The organism is Streptosporangium sp. 'caverna', from assembly GCF_003203775.1.
In the GTDB taxonomy this organism is placed as follows: Bacteria; Actinomycetota; Actinomycetes; order Streptosporangiales; family Streptosporangiaceae; genus Streptosporangium; species Streptosporangium subroseum.
Map to the genome: position 1 here is coordinate 1,639,701 of NZ_CP029711.1, position 18,086 is coordinate 1,657,786.

20 protein-coding genes are annotated in these 18,086 nt (G+C 66.9%); 19 read left to right on the forward strand and 1 reads right to left on the reverse strand.

The window, feature by feature from the left end; all coding sequences use genetic code 11:
- The first annotated feature begins 251 nt into the window (after positions 1-251).
- From DKM19_RS07360 to ffh, 9 genes are all read left to right on the forward strand, one after another.
- Positions 252-1,238 (forward strand): ABC transporter substrate-binding protein, encoded by a 987-nt coding sequence (locus DKM19_RS07360; protein WP_162641352.1) that lies wholly within the window; start codon positions 252-254, stop codon positions 1,236-1,238.
- Entirely contained in the window at positions 1,235-2,014 is a 780-nt protein-coding gene (locus DKM19_RS07365) for an ABC transporter permease (protein ID WP_110695055.1), read from the forward strand. The genes DKM19_RS07360 and DKM19_RS07365 overlap by 4 nt, the downstream gene beginning before the upstream one ends.
- A complete protein-coding gene (locus DKM19_RS07370) occupies positions 2,011-2,880 on the forward strand; it encodes an ABC transporter permease (RefSeq protein WP_110695056.1) in 870 nt (289 codons plus the stop codon). Before DKM19_RS07365 ends, DKM19_RS07370 begins: the two co-directional genes overlap by 4 nt.
- A 25-nt stretch (positions 2,881-2,905) precedes the next feature.
- Positions 2,906-4,195, forward strand: a complete 1,290-nt coding sequence (locus DKM19_RS07375; RefSeq protein WP_110695057.1) for a flavin-dependent oxidoreductase — start codon at positions 2,906-2,908, stop codon at positions 4,193-4,195.
- A 248-nt stretch (positions 4,196-4,443) separates the two neighbouring features.
- Positions 4,444-7,599 (forward strand): nitrate- and nitrite sensing domain-containing protein, encoded by a 3,156-nt coding sequence (locus DKM19_RS07380; protein ID WP_110695058.1) that lies wholly within the window; start codon positions 4,444-4,446, stop codon positions 7,597-7,599.
- Between the two features lie 55 nt (positions 7,600-7,654).
- Positions 7,655-8,068, forward strand: a complete 414-nt coding sequence (locus tag DKM19_RS07385) for a roadblock/LC7 domain-containing protein (protein WP_204359038.1) — start codon at positions 7,655-7,657, stop codon at positions 8,066-8,068.
- A 303-nt stretch (positions 8,069-8,371) separates the two neighbouring features.
- Complete coding sequence (locus DKM19_RS07390) at positions 8,372-8,728, forward strand: DUF742 domain-containing protein (RefSeq protein ID WP_089208134.1); 357 nt, start codon at positions 8,372-8,374, stop codon at positions 8,726-8,728.
- Positions 8,729-8,741: 13 nt separating this feature from the next.
- Complete coding sequence (locus tag DKM19_RS07395) at positions 8,742-9,302, forward strand: ATP/GTP-binding protein (protein ID WP_089208133.1); 561 nt, start codon at positions 8,742-8,744, stop codon at positions 9,300-9,302.
- Between the two features lie 85 nt (positions 9,303-9,387).
- The gene (gene ffh, locus DKM19_RS07400; RefSeq protein WP_110695059.1) at positions 9,388-10,941 is read left to right on the forward strand and encodes a signal recognition particle protein; all 1,554 of its coding nucleotides are present in this window, start codon (positions 9,388-9,390) and stop codon (positions 10,939-10,941) included.
- A gap of 303 nt (positions 10,942-11,244) precedes the next feature.
- Here the strand turns inward: ffh and DKM19_RS49325 are convergent, their stop codons facing one another.
- Positions 11,245-11,541, reverse strand: coding sequence for a hypothetical protein (locus DKM19_RS49325; protein ID WP_162641354.1), 297 nt, complete (start codon positions 11,539-11,541; stop codon positions 11,245-11,247).
- Between the two features lie 267 nt (positions 11,542-11,808).
- On the opposite strand from DKM19_RS49325, the gene rpsP reads away from it, so the two are divergent.
- The 10 genes from rpsP (at position 11,809) to DKM19_RS07455 (ending at position 18,048) form a co-directional block, all read left to right on the forward strand.
- A complete protein-coding gene (rpsP, locus tag DKM19_RS07410) occupies positions 11,809-12,315 on the forward strand; it encodes a 30S ribosomal protein S16 (RefSeq protein WP_110695060.1) in 507 nt (168 codons plus the stop codon).
- A 1-nt stretch (position 12,316) separates the two neighbouring features.
- Positions 12,317-12,559, forward strand: coding sequence for an RNA-binding protein (locus DKM19_RS07415; RefSeq protein WP_089208046.1), 243 nt, complete (start codon positions 12,317-12,319; stop codon positions 12,557-12,559).
- A gap of 103 nt (positions 12,560-12,662) precedes the next feature.
- Positions 12,663-13,178 (forward strand): ribosome maturation factor RimM, encoded by a 516-nt coding sequence (gene rimM / locus DKM19_RS07420; protein ID WP_110695061.1) that lies wholly within the window; start codon positions 12,663-12,665, stop codon positions 13,176-13,178.
- 1 nt (position 13,179) lies between these two features.
- Positions 13,180-13,953, forward strand: coding sequence for a tRNA (guanosine(37)-N1)-methyltransferase TrmD (gene trmD / locus DKM19_RS07425; protein WP_110695062.1), 774 nt, complete (start codon positions 13,180-13,182; stop codon positions 13,951-13,953).
- A 303-nt stretch (positions 13,954-14,256) separates the two neighbouring features.
- On the forward strand, positions 14,257-14,610 hold the full coding sequence (gene rplS / locus DKM19_RS07430; protein ID WP_089208049.1) for a 50S ribosomal protein L19: 354 nt from the start codon (positions 14,257-14,259) through the stop codon (positions 14,608-14,610).
- Between the two features lie 155 nt (positions 14,611-14,765).
- Entirely contained in the window at positions 14,766-15,635 is an 870-nt protein-coding gene (lepB, locus tag DKM19_RS07435) for a signal peptidase I (protein ID WP_110695063.1), read from the forward strand.
- A gap of 9 nt (positions 15,636-15,644) precedes the next feature.
- Positions 15,645-16,274 carry a signal peptidase I gene (lepB, locus tag DKM19_RS07440; RefSeq protein ID WP_110695064.1) on the forward strand — a complete coding sequence of 210 codons (630 nt, stop codon included), beginning with the start codon at positions 15,645-15,647 and terminating at the stop codon, positions 16,272-16,274.
- A gap of 64 nt (positions 16,275-16,338) precedes the next feature.
- Entirely contained in the window at positions 16,339-17,025 is a 687-nt protein-coding gene (locus tag DKM19_RS07445; RefSeq protein ID WP_089208052.1) for a ribonuclease HII, read from the forward strand.
- 39 nt (positions 17,026-17,064) lie between these two features.
- Positions 17,065-17,388 (forward strand): DUF2469 domain-containing protein, encoded by a 324-nt coding sequence (locus DKM19_RS07450; RefSeq protein WP_089208053.1) that lies wholly within the window; start codon positions 17,065-17,067, stop codon positions 17,386-17,388.
- A gap of 306 nt (positions 17,389-17,694) precedes the next feature.
- Positions 17,695-18,048 carry a YraN family protein gene (locus tag DKM19_RS07455; RefSeq protein WP_110695065.1) on the forward strand — a complete coding sequence of 118 codons (354 nt, stop codon included), beginning with the start codon at positions 17,695-17,697 and terminating at the stop codon, positions 18,046-18,048.
- Positions 18,049-18,086: the final 38 nt, after the last annotated feature.

Below are 18,086 nucleotides of genomic sequence, written 5' to 3' on the forward strand. Positions count from 1 at the left end.
GATTCCTAGGGCGCGATTCGCTGGAGCTTGTGCGGGGACTCTATCGGAGGTCAAGTCCGCAGTCATGTTATGTCCGATTTATGCCCTTTTGTCATTTATCGTGACATATGTTCTAAATCGGAAATTTGATGCCAGAGTGGTAGAAGTCATTTCATAGACATGTATGTGCGCTACGATCCTGCCATTCTCTTTCCGAAGATCGTTTCTTCATGCTGTGCGGTCTTCTCTTGCTGTGCGGTCCTGGAGGATCCATGAAATTACGCTCATCCATCGTCGGAATCCTGGCGCTGGCGCTTATTGCAGCCACCGGATGCAGCGGCGCCGAGGAGTCCACCAAGGCCACGGCCGCCGGTGGGACCACCCTCGAGAAGACCAAAATCAACATCGGCACGATTCCGGTCGTCGACACGGCCCCGCTGCAGATCGCGATGGAGAAGGGCCTGTTCAAGGCCGAGGGCCTCGACGTCACGCTGACCACCCTCGCGGGTGGCGCCGAGGCGATCCCGAAGCTCAAGAGCGGCGCGCTGGACATCAGCTTCGGTAACTACGTCTCCTTCTTCAGCGCCGACGCCAAGGGCGTCATCGACCTGAAGATCGTCTCCGACGGCTTCCAGAGCGCCAAGGGGACGCACACCATCATGGTGGCCAAGGACAGCCCGATCCAGACCGTGGCCGACCTCAAGGGCAAGACCATCGCGGTCAACACCAAGCGCAACATCTCCACGATGCTGATCCGCGCCGCCGCCAAGGCGAACAACTTCGACCTCGACGAGGACAAGAACTTCGTGGAGTTCCCCTTCCCGGAGATGGAGGGCGTGCTGAAGGGTGGCAAGGCCGACGCCATCCAGCCCGTGGAGCCGTTCGGCACCTTCATCGGCCAGTCCATCGGCGCCCGGGTCATCTGGGACACCTCGCAGGGCCCGACCGCCGACTTCCCGATCGCCGGCTACGCGGCGACCTCGGAGTTCGTCAAGGCGAGCCCCAACACCGTGGCGGCGTTCCAGCGGGCGATGGGCAAGGCCATGGCGCTGGCGGCCGACCGGGCGAACGTGGTCGCGATCATTCCGAAGTACACCACCATCAAGGCGGACGCTGCGGCCAGCCTCGCCATCGGCGGCTTCCCCACCACGCTGAACGCCACCAGGCTCCAGCGGGTCGCCGACACCATGCACGAGTACGGCCTTCTCGATGAGACCCTCAACGTGCAGGACCTCATCGCGGCCCCTTCGGGCAAATGAACAGAACCCGTGTCATCCGAGGGGTGATCGGAGCCTGCGCGACGATGGTCCTGGCCGAGATGATCGTCCGGCTGGGGATCGTCGACTCGGAGGTCGTACCACCGATCTCCGAGGTGCTGCTCCGATCCGTCACGCTGGCGGGGGACCCCGTGTTCCTCGCCGGCGTGGCGGACACGGTCCTGGCCTGGTTGGTCGGATTGGTCCTGGCCGTCGTCGTGGCGGTCGTCGTCGGAGTGGTGCTCGGATCGGTCCCGTGGCTGAGCACGCCGAGCAGGATCGTGGTGGAGTTCCTCCGCCCGATCCCCTCGGTGGCGCTGATCCCGCTGGCGATCCTGCTGTTCACCTCCGAGACCGAGATGAAGATCTCGCTGATCCTCTACGCGGCGTGCTGGCCCATCCTGCTCAACACGCTCTATGCACTTCAAGACGTGGATCCCGTGGCGAAGGACGCGATGCGCAGTTTCGGCTTCGGCCCCCTGGCCGTGCTCTGGCGGGTCTCGCTACCCAGCGCGGCCCCGTTCGTGGCGACCGGGGTGCGTGTCTCCGCGGGCATCGCGCTGGTCGTGGTCGTGAGTGCCGAGCTCCTGAGCGGCGGCTCGAGCGGCCTCGGCGTCTTCCTCATCAACGCGAGCAGCTCCGGAGGTAACACCGACGTGATGCTGGCCGGCGCGATCTGGGCGGGAGTCCTCGGCCTCCTCGTCAACGCGCTGCTGGTCCGGGTGGAGCGCGGCGCCTTCCGCTGGCACTTCGCCCGCACCGAGAGGACGGCGGCATGAGCCAGGCCGGTACGGCGACGCATGACGACACCAGCCGGCACGCCCGTCCTCCGGGCCGGGCCGTCACGGCGGTGCGCGGCGTTCTCGTCGGGGCGTTCTCCCGGTTCTGGCTCGCGATCGTGTTGATCGCGGCCTGGGAGGTGGCCACCCGGATCATCCAGGAGAGCTACTTCCCGCCGCCGTCGGAGATCGTCGTGGCGATGTACGAGCTGTGGTTCTCCGGCCCGGCGAGCCAGCTGTTCCTCACCCAGGACGCGCTGGACGACTTCGGGCACAGTCTGTACAACCTCTTCGGCGGCTGGGTGCTCGCCTGCCTCGTGGGGGTTGCCATCGGCATCGCGCTGGGCCTGTCCCGCAAGCTGGCCGACTACATCGAGCCGATGATCCACTTTGGGCGGGCGATTCCGCCGCCCACGCTGATCTCCTTCTACATCGCGGCGTTCCAGCTCGGGACGCCCATGCAGGTGGCGACCATCGTCTCCGGCGTCATCTGGCCGGTGCTGCTCAACACCATCGACGGTGTCCGCACGGTGGAGCAGCTCCACCTGGACAGCGCCGAGGTCTTCGGCGTGCGGGGGGTCCGGAGGCTGCTGTGGATCGTCATCCCCGCCGCGGCTCCCAAGATCGTGGCCGGTCTCCGGATCAGTCTCGGCCTCGCCCTCATCCTGATGATCCTGTCCGAGCTCATCGGGAGCACCGTGGGCATCGGCTCGCTCCTCATCGGCGCCCAGCGCAGCTTCGAACTGCCCCAGATGTGGGCGGGAATCGTGATTCTGGGCGTACTGGGCTACCTGCTCAACGCCGTCTTCGTGGCGGTGGAGAAGCGGGCACTCAGGTGGCACCTGAGCTCGCGGGGGGCGACGTGAACCCCGGGCGGACATCGAGGCGGCCATGCAAGTACTGATCATCGGCGGTGGCATCGGAGGGCTCACCACCGCGCTGAGCCTTCACGCCGCCGGTATCGACTGCCTGGTCGCCGAGTCGGCTCTGGAGCTGCGCCCCCTCGGGGTGGGCATCAACCTGCAGCCGCACGCCGTCCGGGAGCTGATCGAGCTCGGCCTGGGGGACGAGCTCGCGAAGGTCGGCGTCCCGACGAGTTACCAGACCTACACGGACAGGTTCGGCGGGACGATCCTGGCGCTGCCGCGCGGAAGGCACGCGGGATACAACTGGCCCCAGTACTCCATTCACCGCGGGGAGCTGCAGATGCTGCTCCTCGCCGCGGTGCGTGAACGGCTCGGCCCTGGTGCCGTCAGGACCGGGCTGTCGCTGGAGGACTTCGAGCAACACTCGATTGAAACTGCCGGGAGCGCGGAGTTCACCGGGGTTACGGCGTCGCTGCGTGACGTGCGGACCGGCGAGCTTCTGAAGGAGACGGCCGACGTCCTCGTGGGCGCGGACGGCATCCACTCGACCGTGCGCGCCCGGCTGCATCCCGACGACGGACCGCTGATGTGGAACGGGATCCGGATGTGGCGGGGAACGGCCGAGGGAGATCCCTTCCTCGACGGCACCACGCTGATCGTCGCGGGTGCCATGGCGGTGTCCAAGTTCGTGGTCTACCCCATCTCGGCGCCGGTCCGGGGGAGAGCACTGATCAACTGGGTGGCCGAGGTGGCGATCGCCGAACCCGGCCCCCTTACGGCCGCCGACTGGTCGAGACCCGGCCGACTGGAGGACGTGCTCCCGCATTTCGCCGGCTGGCAGTTGCCCTTTCTGGACGTGCCGGCGCTTATTTCCGGTTCTGGGCGGATCCTGGAATATCCGATGGTGGACAAGGATCCGCTTCCCTGGTGGGGGACCGGCAGGGTCACTCTGCTGGGTGACGCCGCTCACCCGCTGTATCCGGTTGGTAGCAACGGCGGCTCGCAGGCCGTACTGGACGCCCGTGTTCTGGCCATGGAACTGGCCGGTGCGGCCGACCCGGCCGCGGGACTGGCCGCGTACGAACGGGACCGCAGAACCGCCACCACCAAACTCGTGCTTGCCCATCGTGAGCTGCCCATAGAGGAGACCATCACCTTGGTCACCGAGCGAGCGCCCGATGGATTCGACGACATCAAAGACGTGCTCACATCGAAGGAACTGACGGATATGGCCGCTGCCCAGCAGCGGATCACCGATATGGACATTAAAGCTCTTAACGACCGTTCCTCATGGAATGTCGCATATCAGGCGTAATAGTGATGATTCATCGTTTGAGCGTCGCAGGTACCAGGGAGCCGTCGATGAGGGAATTAGGCAGATATGGATGGAAAGTCCGATTTGAGGTACTTAGGGGCATTGGCCGAATTCAGGGAGCTGTGCTCCAATAACCCTCGCCCCATGGACGCGTCGGTGTCTCACACCTCCCAGGTGTTTCACACCGCTCAGGTGTTTGACGCGATCCTCTCCGTACCCGGCCGCCCGACGAGAGGCAGCGGATATCTATGAGGACAGCATCACCGCGTGAGGCCTCCGACATCGACAGGGCACTCGAAGCGTCCAGAGACCAGGACGAGGACAGGGCCAACGAGTACGGGGCCCCCGAGGTCCGGCGCGGCGGCAGGTTCGCGCTGCGCAACTGGCGTGTGCGATCCAGGCTGATCGCCCTCGTTCTCATCCCGACCCTCGCCGGAGTCGCCTTCGGCGGTCTTCGGATCGTGTCCTCGGTGTCCAGCGCCGCCGATTACGAGCGCGCGGGAGCGATCGCCGACTTCGCCATCCGCCTGAGCAACCTCACCCACGAGCTGGCACTGGAGCGAGACCTCTCCGTGCGCTTCATCGCCGAGGGGCGCCGCACGGCCACCACGCGCACGGCGATGAGGAACCAGCAGGCGGTCGTCAACAAGGCCGCCGCAGAGGTCCGGGCGAAGGTGGACTCGGTCGAGCAGATCAGCCAGGGCAGCTCGGGCGGGCAGCGCATCCACGACGAGATCGCCCAGGTGCGCAGCCGCCTGACGGAGCTCACCAGCATGCGCCAGGTCGTCGCGACCACCGAGATGCTGGCCCAGCCCGCCCTGGACATGTACTCGCGGGCGATCCTGGACCTGCACGCGATCCACAACGAGATCGGCCAGGGCGTCACCAACGACGAGGCCCTCACCGGCAGCGTCGGCGCGTTCGGCGCGCTGACCCGCGCGAAGGAGCAGGCCTCTCGCGAGCGCGCCGCCCTCGTGATCGTCATTACCTCCCAGCGCTTCGTCGGCGAGAGCTTCGACGCCTTCGTCTCCTCCCGCGCCCAGCGCGACAGCGAGCTCGTCACCTTCCGCTCCGAGGCCTCGCTCGCCCAGCGCCAGGCCTACGACGACACGGTGAGCGGCCCGAAGAAGGACCAGGCCGAGCAGCTCCGCGTCCGCGCGCTGATCGCCCCGACCCTGAGGCAGCTGCCGGGCGCCGCCCCCCTGCTGCCCCGGACACAGGCGCAGATCGACAAGTGGTTCAGCTCCACCAGCGACGTCATCGAGAACATGCGCGACGTCCAGAAGAGCATCGGCGAATCGATCGTCGTCCGGACCAAGGAACTCCAGCAGGCGGAGCAGAACAGCGCGCTGATCGGCGGGGCCGTCGTCACGGTCCTGCTGCTCTTCGTCCTCGCGATCACCGTCCTGATGGCCCAGTCGCTGGTCCGGCCGCTGCGCACGCTGCGTACCGAGGCCCTGTCGATCGCCGGTCGCCGGCTCCCGGAGACCGTGCAGAAGCTGCGGGAGGGCGGAGAGAACGCCGCTCCCCTGGAGATCTCCCCGATCGGAGTGGTCTCCGACGACGAGATCGGCCAGGTGGCCCGGGCCTTCGACGAGGTCCACCGCGAAGCCGTACGTCTGGCCGGTCAGGAAGCCACGCTGCGGAGCAACGTCAACGCGATGTTCGTCAACCTCTCCCGGCGAAGCCAGACTCTGGTCGAGCGTCAGCTCTCACTGATCGAGAGCCTGGAACAGGGCGAGCAGGACGAGGCCCGTCTCGGCAGCCTGTTCCGCCTCGACCACCTGGCCACCCGCATGCGCCGTAACAGTGAGAACCTCCTGGTCCTCGCCGGTCAGGAACCCGCGCGCCGCTGGAGCCAGCCGATCCCGCTGATCGACGTGGTACGCGCCTCGCTCTCCGAGGTCGAGAACTACGAGCGGGTCAACCTGCAGCTCTCCACCGGTGTGGCCGTGGTCGGCACGTCCGTCAACGACGTCGTGCACCTGATCGCGGAGCTCGTGGAGAACGCGATCTCCTTCTCCCCCAGGGAGACCAAGGTCATCGTGTCCAGCAACCGCATCGACGGCGGCGGCGTGATGATCTCGGTCAGCGACATCGGCATCGGCGTGACCCCCGAGGAACTCGCCCAGGCGAACTGGCGACTGGCCAACCCCCCCGTGGTGGACGTCTCGGTGTCCCGCCGGATGGGCCTGTTCGTGGTCGGCCGTCTGGCCCTGCGGCACGGTATCCGCGTGCAGCTCAGGCAGCAGGACGGCGGCGGTCTGACCGCCATGGTCCAGCTCCCCGAGAACATGCTCTCCGCCCCCGCCAACCGGCAGATGCCCGGCGGTCCCGGAATGTCGCAGAGCGGCGACTGGGCCGGATCCATGACCTCGATGGACCGGGCGCCGGTGATGGCCAGCCCCACCTCGCTCGACCCCGCCCAGCAGGCCTTCGCCTCGTTCGAGGCAGCCCAGCGCTCCTTCGACATCGGGCAGCAACAGCAGCAGCAGTTCAACTCCTTCGAAGCCCCGCGGCCCTCCTACGACAGCGGCCAGTACGGCAACGCCCGGCCGGCCCAGGGGCCGCCGAGCGGCACGCCGAGCTGGGCGAACACCTCCCAGGTGGAACCCGGACCGTGGCCGAACGACCCGATGCGCGGTGGTGACTCCGGGATCTGGTCCCAGACGTCGAACGCGCTGAACACGCCCGTACGCGGGGCGGACTCCGATGTCTGGTCCAACAACTCCTCGACGCAGGCCGTCAACTCCGAGGGATGGGGCAGCACCTCGATCCACGGTGGCGACTCCGTCGGATGGCCGTCCACGGGCAACTCGGGAATGTTCGAGCGACGTGGGTTCGACACCGCGGACAACACCGGCCCGTTGCCGGTGGTTCCCGACTCCTCACCCATGGAGGAGGCGCGGGAGGAGTTCCTGCCGATCTTCGCGGCGGTCGAGTCGGACTGGTTCAGGAAGGTCGAGCCCGTCGCGGTCGCGCCCGTCCAGGACCAGCCCGAGACGGTCAAGGAGACCTCCAGGCCCCAACCGCTGCCCCAGCAGCAACAGCAACAGCAGAAACCACAACAGCAGCCCGCCCCGGCACCGGAATCCTGGTCGTCGCCGGCGGACGTGGGCTGGCAGGCGGCTCAGGCGGCCAGCGAGCCCTCACTTGGCGGGGTCACCGGTTCGGGGCTGCCCAAGCGGGTGCCCAAGGCGAACCTGGTGCCCGGAACGGCCGCTCCCGATCTGAGCGCGGCCTCCCAAACCCCCATGCCCCGACCCGTGGTCTCCCCGGAGGCGGTGCGCAACCGACTGGCGAGCTTCCAGCAGGGAGTCCGACAGGGCCGCGCGGCAGCCAGGGGCGAAACAGGCGACGGGCAGCCGTATCCCGATTTCGGTCGAAACGTTGAAGGAAACTAGGAGGACCGATGACTGAGCTCATCATGGTCGCCAAGGAGGATGACACGTGCGCGAAATGAGCCAGGCCGCCCGGGGGGTCAATTGGCTGATCACCGATTTTGTGAGCAACGTCCCAGGCGTGGCGCACACGGTTGTGGTGTCGGCGGACGGTCTGCCGTTGGCGTATTCCGACGGGTTCCCCAGGGACCGGGCGGACCAGCTGGCCGCTGTGGCCGCGGGTCTGATCAGTCTGACCCAGGGCGCCTCGAGGGTTTTCGAGGGTGGAGCCGTCACACAGACCGTGGTGGAGATGCAGCGAGGGCTGCTCCTCATCATGTCGATCAGTGATGGTTCCTGCCTCGCCGTACTGGCCGCCGCCGACTGCGACATGGGGTTGGTGGCTTACCAGATGACGTTGCTCGTCGAGCGAGCCGGTCAGGTTCTGACACCGGCCGTCCGTGCCGAGCTTCAGTCTTCTCACCCTCGGTGATGGCGATGACGCTAGGAGGCTGCCGTGGCAGGCCGCGGTTGGACCGGTGAGGGTGACCCGTTGAGCGGGTCGCCTTATCAGGCGACGGACGACCCTTACCGTCAGCAACAGGGAAATCCCTACCAGCCGACGGAGGATCCTTACCGTCAGCAACAGGGGAATCCCTATCAGCCGGCGGACGAGCCCTATCGTCAGCAGGGGAATCCCTATCAGCAGACGGAGGACCCCTATCGACAGCAGGGTGCTCCTCCCTACCCGCAGACGGAGGACCCTTATCGTCAACAGGGTGCTCCGTCGCATCTCATGCAGCCGCCACAGGGGGAGCAGAGCTCCCTCGTCCGGCCGTATGCCGTAACCGGGGGGCGGACCGCCCCCCGGACCCAGCTCGCCCTGGAGGCACTGGTCTCCTCGGCGACGTCTGTACACCAAGATCTATCCACCCGCACTCCGGAGTACCAGGCGATCAGCGCCTTGTGCCGGCAAGTGCGTTCGGTCGCTGAGATCTCCGCGATGCTCCGCATCCCGCTCGGCGTGACCCGGATCCTGGTCGCGGACATGGCGGCCGAGGGTCTTGTTCAGCTGCATCAGCCGCAGCTGGACGCGGGCAAGCCGGATCTCAACCTGCTGGAAAGGGTGCTCAGTGGACTTCGCAGGCTCTAGCCGCGGCGGCGGCCTGACATCGACGAAAATTGTCGTCGCCGGTGGATTCGGCGTGGGTAAGACCACGTTCGTGGGGGCGGTGTCGGAGATCGTACCGCTGACCACCGAGGCGGTGATGACCGATGCCAGCGCCGGCATCGACGATCTCGGTCTCACTCCCAACAAGACCACCACCACGGTCGCGATGGACTTCGGCCGCGTCTCGCTGGACCGGGACCTGATCCTGTACCTGTTCGGTACGCCGGGTCAGCACCGGTTCTGGTTCATGTGGGACGACCTGGTCCGCGGCGCCATCGGGGCCATCGTGCTGGTCGACACCCGGCGGCTGGCCGACAGCTTCCCGGCGATCGACTACTTCGAGGAGGCCAAGCTCCCCTTCCTGGTGGCGGTCAACGGATGGGACGGGTCCTACCTGCACGGTGAGGACGAGGTGCGGGAGGCGCTGACCCTGGCGCCGCACATCCCCATCGCCCGGACCGACGCGCGTTCGCGCGACGCGGTGAAGGCCACGCTCATCACGCTGGTGGAGCACGCCCTCACCATGCGGATGGCCGTTCCCGGCTGGGGCCGCTAGGCGCCAAGGCGTCAGTCGCACCTCCCAACGAGATAGGCTGGGAGGTCGAGTCGCAGACCTGTAGCGCAGAGGCTGGCCAAATCACGTGTTCGAGACACTTTCCGACCGGCTGACATCGGTCTTCTCCTCCCTCCGTTCCAAGGGTCGGCTGTCCGAGGCCGACATCGACGCGACCTGCCGCGAGATCCGCATCGCGCTACTCGAGGCCGACGTCGCGTTGCCCGTGGTCAAGACGTTCGTCGCCCAGGTCAAGGAGCGCGCTCGGGGCGTCGAGGTCTCCCAGGCCCTGAACCCGGCGCAGCAAGTCGTCAAGATCGTCAATGACGAGCTTGTCGAGATCCTCGGCGGCGAGACCCGGCGGCTTCGCTACGCGAAGAACCCGCCGACCGTCATCATGCTCGCGGGCCTTCAGGGCGCCGGCAAGACCACGCTGGCGGGCAAGCTCGCCCGCTGGCTGCGCGAGCAGAACCACACCCCGCTGCTGGTCGCCGCCGACCTTCAGCGCCCCAACGCGGTTCAGCAGCTCGCGGTCATGGCCGAGCGCGCGGGCGTCGCGGTCTACGCGCCCGAGCCCGGCAACGGCGTCGGCGACCCGGTCGCCGTGGCCCGCCAGTCGATCGACCACGCCAAGCGGCAGCAGCACGACATCGTCATCATCGACACCGCCGGCCGTCTGGGCATCGACCAGGAGCTGATGAGGCAGGCCGCCGACATCCGCGACGCGGTCTCGCCCGACGAGGTCCTGTTCGTGGTCGACGCCATGATCGGTCAGGACGCCGTCTCCACGGCCCAGGCCTTCATGGAGGGCGTCGGCTTCGACGGCGTCGTGCTCACCAAGCTCGACGGCGACGCCAGAGGCGGCGCCGCCCTGTCGGTCCGCCACATCACCGGCAAGCCGATCATCTTCGCGTCCACCGGTGAGAAGCTCGAAGACTTCGACGCCTTCCACCCGGACCGGATGGCCTCCCGCATCCTCGACATGGGTGACATCCTCACCCTGATCGAGCAGGCCCAGAAGACCTTCGACGAGACCGAGGCCGCCAAGATGGCGGGCAAGCTCACCTCGGGCGAGGGCTTCACCCTGGAGGACTTCCTCGAGCAGATGATGATGGTCCAGAAGATGGGGCCCATCAAGAACCTGCTCGGCATGATGCCCGGCATGGGGCAGATGCGAGAGCAGCTCAACCAGGTCGACGACCGTGACCTGGACCGCGTCGCCGCCATCATCCGTTCGATGACCCCCGGCGAGCGTCAGAACCCGAAGATGATCGACGGCTCTCGCAGGGCTCGCATCGCCAAGGGTTCCGGCGTGACCGTGACCGAGGTGAGCGGCCTGGTCACCCGTTTCTTCGACGCCCAGAAGATGATGAAGCGGATGGCGGGCGGAATGGGCATCCCCGGCATGCCGGGGAGCCGCAAGGCGGGCAAGGCCGCGCAGAAGAAGGCGGCCAAGGGGCGCCGGGTCAGTGGCGACCCGCGCAAGGCGGGGCTGGCCAAGGGCGGGCCCGACTCGGCTGACGCCCCCGCCCCGAGCGCGGGCGGCGTCCTCGGAAACCTGGGCGGCAGGCAGCTCCCGCCGGGCCTGGAACTGCCGCCGGGCTTCGACCCCTCGAAGTTCAAGCTCCCCGGCCAGAAATGAGCGACGGGGGCTTTCACCGGCGGGCACGGTGGATCTGGGTGGTCATCGTGCTGGGTTTCATCGTCGTGACGGCCCTGGAGTTGCTCGGCGTACAGCCCAAGTAGGGCACTGAGTCTCAAACGGGTTCGAACGGCTCTCGGGTAGGTCGGTCCGGGCGGTTTGAGCGGGCGTTTCGGATGCCGTGGTGAGCCGGGTGGACCGTTCGGCTCCTCTGACGGCTCGGACGGATGACCCGGCTGGTGCGTGAGAAGGCGGCGGGGACCGCGGGAAACCGCGGTCCCCGCCTTCGTCGTCACATGCCCGTCATCGGTCTCGAGGCTCCCACCCGCCCCGAGACTCCCACCCGTTCCGAGGTCTTCTGTCACCCGGGGCGGGGGAAGGGGCCGGAGGCGAGAGCCGGATCGTGGACGGGGTCGCGGACGGGGCCGGGGGCGCGGTCGAGGCCGGGGCGTCGTTGACGCCGGTGTGGGTGGTGCCGGGGGCGTCGCCGGGGGGCATGTCGGCGAAACCGGCCGGGGTCGCCCTGATGGCGAGTACCGCACCCAGTACGGCGACGGATCCGGTCGCGGTCAGCAGCAGAGATCTCAGGGTGGTTGCCACGGCGGTCATTTAGCGCAGCAGATCGAGCCGTCCAGCACGCCGGACACACGCGAATTACCGAGATTTGCCCTCTGCCAGTCGTACGAGATGTCTGGGGATTGGCCAGGCACTGCCGCGCGTCTGGCACAATGGCATGTTGGAACATCGTGACACGTGGGTGCCCTCTCACCCCCGCGTGCCATGCCTGTCCCTCGATCGGTCCTCTCTTCGTGCCCCACTCGACGAGATGCCGTTCACCCACGCTCTAATGCAGGAGAGACCACACCAGTGGCAGTCAAGATCAAGCTCAAGCGGCTCGGCATGATCCGCAACCCGCAGTACCGCATCGTCATCGCCGACAGCCGCACCAAGCGTGACGGCCGGGCGATCGAGGAGATCGGCCTGTACCACCCGAAGGAGAACCCCTCGCGCATCGAGGTCAACTCCGAGCGGGCGGCTTACTGGCTGAGTGTCGGCGCGCAGCCGACCGATCCGGTGTTGAAGCTCCTCAAGCTCACCGGTGACTGGCAGAAGTTCAAGGGCGAGCCCGCTCCGGCTCCGCTCCTGGTCGCCGAGCCCAAGCCCGACCGTCACGCCATCTACGAGTCCGCGGCCAAGGAGGCGCTGTCCCTTGAGGCCGCCGCCACCACGCCGAAGAAGTCGACTCGTAAGGCCGCTGTGAAGGCCGACGAGCCCGTCGCCGAGGCACCGGCTGAGCCCGTCGCGGCCGCCGAGCCCGTCGCGGTCTCCGAGGAGAAGCCGGCCGTGGAGGAGAAGCCGGAAGGCGAGGCCTGAGGTGCTCGAGGAGGCCCTCGAGCACCTGGTGAAGGGCATCGTCGAACATCCCGACGAGGTCCAGGTTCACGGCCGCCGCATTCGCAGCGGGCGTGTGCTTGAGGTCCGGGTCCACCCCGAGGACCTCGGCAAGGTCATCGGCCGTGGCGGCCGTACGGCCAAGGCGCTTCGCACTGTCGTGAACGCTCTGGGCGACGGCAAGTACGTTCGGGTCGATCTGCTCGATCTGAACGAGGCCCGCTAGCCGACACGAGATCCACCAAGCGAACGGGTCACCCACCGAGCGTGGGTGACCCGTCTGCTTTCCATCTTCTTTTCGTGACACACAAATATTTGAGGAGGCGGGCGTGCAGCTTGTCGTAGGACGGATAGGCCGCCCGCACGGACTCCGGGGCGACGTGTCCGTGGAGGTGCGCACCGATGAGCCCGACAAGCGGTTCGTCGCCGGAGCGGCCATCGCCACCGAACCGGCGTCCACCGGCCCGCTGCTCATCGAGTCCGTGCGCTGGCACTCCGGAACCCTGCTGATCAGGTTCGAGGGCGTGAACGACCGCGACCAGGCCGAGGAGCTCCGCGGCACCATGCTCGTCATCGACTCGGCCGACATCCCGCCGCCCGAGGACCCCGACGAGTTCTACGACCACCAGCTCATCGGCCTCGCCGTGGTCACACCCGACGGCGAGCGGGTCGGCGAGGTGTCCGACGTGCTCCACCACGGCCAGGACCTGCTGGTCGTACGGCGCGGCAAGGCCGACGTCTACGTGCCCTTCGTGAAGGCGCTGGTTCCCGTCATCGACCTCGACAAGGGCATCCTCGTCGTGGACGGGCCGGCCGGACTGCTCGACCCGGATGCGATCGCCTGACATGCGTGTCGACGTCATCTCGATCTTCCCCGAATACTTCGCCCCGCTCGACGTCTCCCTCATCGGCAAGGCCCGCGAGCGCGGCATCCTCGACATCCATCTCCACCAGCTCCGCGACCACGCCCACGACGTGCACCGCACCGTTGACGACACCCCCTACGGCGGCGGCCCGGGCATGGTCATGAAGCCGGACCCGTGGGGCGAGGCCATCGACGCCGTCCTCGCCGCCGATCCGGCCACCCCGCCCAGGATCGTCGTGCCGACCCCCAGCGGAGTGCCCTTCACCCAGAAGCTCGCGATGGAGTACGCCTCGGAGCCCTGGCTGCTGTTCACCCCCGCCCGCTACGAGGGCATCGACTCCAGGGTCATGGCCGAGTACGGCTCGCGAATGCGGGTGGACGAGGTCGGCATCGGCGACTACGTGCTCGCCGGTGGCGAGGTGGCGGTGCTGGTGATGCTCGAGGCGGTCGGACGGCTGCTGCCCGGAGTCCTGGGCAATGTCCGCTCGGCCGTGGACGACTCGTTCGCGCCGGGAGCGATGGAGAACCTTCTCGAGGGTCCCGTCTACACCAAGCCGCCGGAGTGGCGGGGGCACGAGGTCCCGGAGATCCTGCTCTCCGGGCACCACGGCAAGATCGCCCGGTGGCGGCGGGACGAGGCGCTCCGCCGTACCGCCGCGAACCGTCCCGAGCTGCTGGCCATGCTCGATCCGGAGAGCCTGGACAAGCACGATCGGCTGATTCTGTCGGAGCTCGGACTCCCCACCCAGCCCTGACCTGCCCGTTCGATCGTCACGGCCTGGCCGTGGGCCGAGCGCCCAACCGGCGGCCCCGTCCGTCCCGCCTCGCCTTTCGACGCGGTCCGCCGAGGCGTTCGGACGGGTTGGTTTTCAGTCTGCCGCGAAGATATGGCAGACTGAAGCGTTGTCGTCGGTCGTTCACGGGTCGGCGCGCACTGCCGGGTAGAGCGACTCCGGCTTCCAGGAGACCATCCACTTCAGCACGTGTGTCCATCATGATGCCGCCTCATCGCGGTCGGGTGGACCTCCGCGTGCGCGCGTAAATGAGGTAGCACTGCCATGCACACGCTGATCAGCGAGCTCGAGAAAACCGCGCTCCGCACCGATGTCCCGGACTTCCGTCCTGGTGACACGCTCGAAGTTCACGTCCGCGTCATCGAGGGCAGCCGCTCCCGTGTCCAGATCTTCAAGGGTTTTGTCCTGCGCCGCCAGGGCGGTGGCTCCCGCGAGACCTTCACCGTCCGCAAGGTCAGCTACAGCGTCGGTGTCGAGCGGACCTTCCCGGTGCACAGCCCGGTCATCGAGAAGATCACCCTCGTGAGCCGCGGCGACGTCCGTCGCGCCAAGCTCTACTACATGCGCGACCTGCGCGGCAAGGCCGCCCGCATCCGCGAGAAGCGCGACGCGCGCTAGAGCGCCCGGTAGCCTTCGCCTGGCCCGCACCCTCTATTCTCTGGGAGCGGGCCAGACGCATGTAAGGAGGTTTGGCCTCCTATGGCAAGACGCATAGCTGTACGTACCCCACCACGCGAACGGTTGACCTCGGGCATCATCTAGGCTCGTCAGCGATGACTAGCGAAGACCGGGAGTACGGCGCAGCTTCGCGTCGACCTGTCGAGGACGAGGTGGACGTGGTCGCCGAAGAAACGCAGAAGCCTGCCAAGGGTGACAAGGACAAGAAAAAGGGCTCTTTCTGGAAAGAGCTGCCAGTCCTGGTCGTCGTCGCACTGGTCCTCGCGCTCATAATCAAGACCTTTGTGATCCAGGCCTTCTACATCCCCTCGGAGTCGATGGAGAACACCCTTCTCGTCAACGACCGGGTCCTGGTCAACAAGCCCGTCTACCGGATCCGTGACATCGAGCGCGGTGACGTGGTGGTCTTCTCCGGAGTCGAATCCTGGGACGGCGAGGTGCAGTTCGAGGAGCCGTCCAACCCGGTGGCCGGTTTCTTCCGCTGGGTCGGCACGGCCTTCGGCGTGGTGCCCGGTGAGAAGGACTACATCAAGCGGGTCATCGGCGTCGCCGGCGACACGGTGAAGTGCTGTGACGTACAGGGCCGGGTCACGGTCAACGGGGTCCCCCTCGACGAGGAGAGCTACCTTTACCCCGGCGAAAAGCCGTCCACATCGGAGTTCGAGGTCAAAGTGCCGCCGGGCCGCCTGTGGGTGATGGGCGACCACCGCTCTGTCTCCCTCGACTCCCGCTCCCACCAGGGTGACCCCGGTGGGGGGACGATCCCGGTGGACAAGGTGATCGGCCGGGCCTTCGTGATCGTATGGCCTTTCTCCAGGGCCACTATTCTTCCCATTCCAGACACCTTCAGCCAGCCGGCTCTCAAGGCCGCCTCCGCGGCGGCGGGAGCCGCTCCGCTCCTCGCCGGTTTCGCGGGGGCCGTGCCGTTGCTGCTGTGGCGTCGTCGCTGGCTTTCAAGGCGGTAGCCGTACCTCATGACCGTTGACCCCGAGGCCAAGAAGGAAAACGAGCCCGAGAAGGGCAAGAGGAAAAAGTCATCCGGAAAGGGCGGCCTGCGCGAGTCGATCTTCCTGCTCGTATGCGGTGTGGTGGTGGCGCTGCTGCTCCAGGCCTTCGTCTTCCAGTCGTTCTGGATCCCTTCGGAGTCCATGGAGAACACCCTCGTCGAGCACGACCGAGTGATCGTCAACAAGCTGCACGGCGCCTCCGAACGCGGAGACATCGTCGTCTTCAAGGGCTGGAACAACGAAGACACCATCAAGCGGGTCATCGCGATCGGCGGTGACACCGTGAAGTGCTGCGACGCCCAGAAGCGGATCACGGTCAACGGGGTGCCGATCGACGAGGGCGACTACCTGTACTCCATGGACTTTCCCTCGGGTGATCCGTTCGAGAAGGTCGTGCCCAAGGGGCGCCTGTGGGTCATGGGCGATCACCGTTCGGCCTCCGCCGACTCCCGGGACCACGAGGTGCACGAGGGGGACGGGACGATCTCCGAGGACGACGTGGTCGGTCGCGCCTTCGCGATCTACTGGCCGTTCTCCAGGGCGACCATCCTTTCGACGCCCGAGACGTTCACCAAGTCGTTCACCAAGGTGAGATAGCAGTACCGAATGCGCCGGATGGGGCGTACTCTCTGGGAATGGTTGCTCTGTCTGCCGTGGTGCCATGACGGTTGCGTTTCGCCCCAGACCCAGTGTGGTCCGGAGGGATTCGGGACTGTACGGCTATGAGCGGGCTCTCACGCGCCGCGGGCTGGGTCCCGTGGCGGGAGTCGACGAGGCCGGTAGAGGGGCCTGCGCCGGGCCACTGGTGGTCGCCGCGGTGGTGCTGGGCCGTCCGATCGACGGCCTGAACGATTCCAAGCTGCTGACGGCCTCCCGGCGCGAGGCGCTGTACGAGCGGATCACGGCGACGGCGGAGGCGATAGGCCTGGTGGTGATCCCACCGGGCGAGATCGACACGAGGGGCCTCCACAAATCCAACATCGATGGAATGCGCCGGGCCGTGGCGCGGCTATCCTGTGAGTTTGGTTATGTGCTCACCGACGGGTTTCCCGTCCCAGGGCTGCCCGTCCCGTCACTCGGCATATGGAAGGGTGACCAGGTCGCGGCCTGCGTCGCCGCAGCCTCGATCGTGGCCAAGGTAACACGAGACAGGATGATGATCGCGCTGGACGAATGCCATCCCCGATACGGCTTCGCCGTACACAAGGGGTATGGCACCGTAGATCATCGCAGGGCCCTTGAGACTTACGGCCCTTGTCCGGATCACCGTTTCTCCTTCTCGACGGTGGCGCGGTCAGGGGCGGGCGGGGTGATGGGTGAGAATGAAGTGGGGGCCGGTGTCGCCTGATCGGGCGGGCCGGGGAGGGCGTTTAACAGGAGGACCGGTATGAGCGCAGAGGATCTCGAGAAGTACGAAACCGAGATGGAGCTGCAGCTTTACCGTGAGTACCGTGACGTCGTCGGCTTGTTCACCTATGTGGTGGAGACCGAGCGGCGTTTCTATCTCACCAACTCCGTCGATCTGGACGTCCGCACAGCTGAGAACGGCGACGTGTTCTTCGACGTGAAGATGCAGGATGCCTGGGTCTGGGACATGTACCGGCCCGCGAGGTTCGTGAAAAACGTGCGCGTGGTCACCTTCAAGGATGTGAACGTCGAGGAGCTCGCCAAGCCGGACCTGCAGATGCCCAAGGAGGGCTTCTCCGGCTGAGACGTCCTTCACGAGTCCTCACCGGCCGATCGAGGGGCGCTGCCCGACGAGCGCGGCCCCGTAAGTTCTGGTCCGTATGCGCTGGGGCGCTTGGCGAGTGCCGCCTGCCGCGCCTGAAGCGCTGTTTGACGAGCGTTGCTCCGTAGGCGCTCGGTGCTCCGCGAGCACTTTTCGAGGAGTGCGGCTCGCGGTCGGCTGAGAGTTGTCCACAGGCGTGACCTCTGGTGGCTGTGTGTCCACAGAGCCGGATTCGGCTCCTCGGGGCCGTGGTGAACTGAGCGAAGGTCTGGAACCGGAGGTGGTTCCATGGCCACGAAGGATGAGCTCGGTAAGCACGGTGAGCAGGTCGCCGTCGACTATCTGCTGGCACACGACATGCAGATCCTGGATCGCAACTGGCGGTGCCCGGACGGAGAGATCGACGTCGTCGCCCGCGAGGGGCGGACGCTCGTCGTGGTAGAGGTGAAGACCAGGTCCGGCCGCACTCACGGCACCGCCTTCGAGGCGGTGACCGAGGCGAAGATCGCCCGCCTGCGCAGGCTCGCGGGCAGATGGCTGGGCGAGCAGGCCGAGGGGTTCGACGCGGTCCGCATCGATGTCATCGCGCTGGAGCGGTTCGCCGGAGACCTCGTCATCCGCCATGAGCGGGGGATGAGCTAGATGCCTCCGAAGACCTCTCCCGGACTGTCCTGGATCAT

Excerpts from the sequence above, each read along its gene's own strand:
- DKM19_RS07360 (WP_162641352.1), top strand. The coding sequence starts at position 252 with ATGAAATTACGCTCATCCATCGTCGGAATCCTGGCGCTGGCGCTTATT.
- DKM19_RS07365 (WP_110695055.1), top strand. The coding sequence starts at position 1,235 with ATGAACAGAACCCGTGTCATCCGAGGGGTGATCGGAGCCTGCGCGACG.
- DKM19_RS07370 (WP_110695056.1), top strand. The coding sequence starts at position 2,011 with ATGAGCCAGGCCGGTACGGCGACGCATGACGACACCAGCCGGCACGCC.
- DKM19_RS07375 (WP_110695057.1), top strand. The coding sequence starts at position 2,906 with ATGCAAGTACTGATCATCGGCGGTGGCATCGGAGGGCTCACCACCGCG.
- DKM19_RS07380 (WP_110695058.1), top strand. The coding sequence starts at position 4,444 with ATGAGGACAGCATCACCGCGTGAGGCCTCCGACATCGACAGGGCACTC.
- DKM19_RS07385 (WP_204359038.1), top strand. The coding sequence starts at position 7,655 with ATGAGCCAGGCCGCCCGGGGGGTCAATTGGCTGATCACCGATTTTGTG.
- DKM19_RS07390 (WP_089208134.1), top strand. The coding sequence starts at position 8,372 with ATGCAGCCGCCACAGGGGGAGCAGAGCTCCCTCGTCCGGCCGTATGCC.
- trmD (WP_110695062.1), top strand. The coding sequence starts at position 13,180 with ATGCGTGTCGACGTCATCTCGATCTTCCCCGAATACTTCGCCCCGCTC.
- rplS (WP_089208049.1), top strand. The coding sequence starts at position 14,257 with ATGCACACGCTGATCAGCGAGCTCGAGAAAACCGCGCTCCGCACCGAT.
- lepB (WP_110695063.1), top strand. The coding sequence starts at position 14,766 with ATGACTAGCGAAGACCGGGAGTACGGCGCAGCTTCGCGTCGACCTGTC.
- lepB (WP_110695064.1), top strand. The coding sequence starts at position 15,645 with ATGACCGTTGACCCCGAGGCCAAGAAGGAAAACGAGCCCGAGAAGGGC.
- DKM19_RS07445 (WP_089208052.1), top strand. The coding sequence starts at position 16,339 with ATGACGGTTGCGTTTCGCCCCAGACCCAGTGTGGTCCGGAGGGATTCG.
- DKM19_RS07450 (WP_089208053.1), top strand. The coding sequence starts at position 17,065 with ATGAGCGCAGAGGATCTCGAGAAGTACGAAACCGAGATGGAGCTGCAG.
- DKM19_RS07455 (WP_110695065.1), top strand. The coding sequence starts at position 17,695 with ATGGCCACGAAGGATGAGCTCGGTAAGCACGGTGAGCAGGTCGCCGTC.